Here is a 233-nt window from a genome sequence, read left to right on the forward strand (position 1 = left end):
CGGATTATAGGCCACGCCAAAGCGTTTTGCCTCCGGCAGCAGCTTTTTGGTAAAGGCCATAATGGCAGCAACATCTTGCAAATCGGTTGCACCGGTCATGCCTTTATCACCGGCATCCCATGAGGGAACCAGTTTTGCTTCCACCGGATCGGTCACGGCGGCAAAGACCACAGGGATATCCGAACCCCACAGTGCTTTCTTGGCAACCTGCGAGACCGGTGTTGTAATCGTAT

General features: G+C 53.6%; 1 protein-coding gene. It reads right to left on the reverse strand.

What is annotated here, in order from left to right; all coding sequences use genetic code 11:
- Positions 1-233, reverse strand: a 233-nt coding sequence (locus HBA93_RS23750) for an ABC transporter substrate binding protein (RefSeq protein WP_286202181.1), incomplete at both ends; no start/stop codon positions are given.

This window comes from Ochrobactrum sp. SFR4, assembly GCF_019730395.1.
GTDB lineage: Bacteria > Pseudomonadota > Alphaproteobacteria > Rhizobiales > Rhizobiaceae > Pseudochrobactrum.